The sequence below is a fragment of the Mycobacterium sp. NS-7484 genome (assembly GCF_001953975.1).
In the GTDB taxonomy this organism is placed as follows: domain Bacteria; phylum Actinomycetota; class Actinomycetes; order Mycobacteriales; family Mycobacteriaceae; genus Mycobacterium.
In genome coordinates this window covers 1-699 of sequence record NZ_MBEJ01000114.1, presented here as the reverse complement: position 1 = coordinate 699, position 699 = coordinate 1, and the positions used below count along the sequence as shown (strand labels likewise).

General features: G+C 69.1%; 1 protein-coding gene. It reads left to right on the top strand.

Features of this window, described 5'->3' with window-relative positions:
- A partial coding sequence (locus A5733_RS27255) for an HNH endonuclease signature motif containing protein (protein WP_142254130.1) occupies positions 1–699 on the top strand: 699 nt, incomplete at both ends.

Genomic DNA, 699 nt, shown 5'->3' with positions numbered 1-699 from the left:
CCGGGGTGTGTGTGAGGCCGATCCGCGGACCATGGCGCAGCGTCGCGCTGATGCGTTGGGGGCGTTGGCGGTCGGGGAACAGCAGCTGACCTGCCAGTGCGGCAGCCCGCAGTGTCCGGCTGCCGGGGCCGATCCACGCTCGAGCAGTGTGGTGGTGCACCTGCTCACCGATCAGCTGCCCCAACACGTTCCCGCACCGCAGGACAACGACGGCCAGGCCGGTGACGTTGGCGATACTCCAGGCGAGGCCGATGCCGAGGCCGCCGTGCCCGCTGAGCCCGTCCACGACACCGCCGAGCCGGTGCAGAAGCCGGTCGAGAAGGTGGTGGCGCAGACGCCGCGGGATGCCCGATTGCATGGCGACTCGACGAACTTCGTTGCCGATGACACTCCGGCGGTTGCCGGTAGCCCCGCGGTGATCCTCGGTGGTGGGATTGTGCCGGCGCCGTTGCTGGCGGAGTTGATCGCCACCGGCGCCAAGGTCGCACCGCTGGCCGATGCTGCGGTGTTGGATGCGGAGGATCATTACCGGCCTTCGGCGAAGCTGGCGGCGTTCGTGCGGTTGCGTGACATGCGGTGCATGTTTCCCGGCTGCGGTGTGTCCGCACAGAACTGCGACCTTGACCACTGTGTGGCCTGGCCGCAGGGGCCCACCCATCCGGGCAACCTCGGTCCGAAATGCCGGACCCACCACCTGCT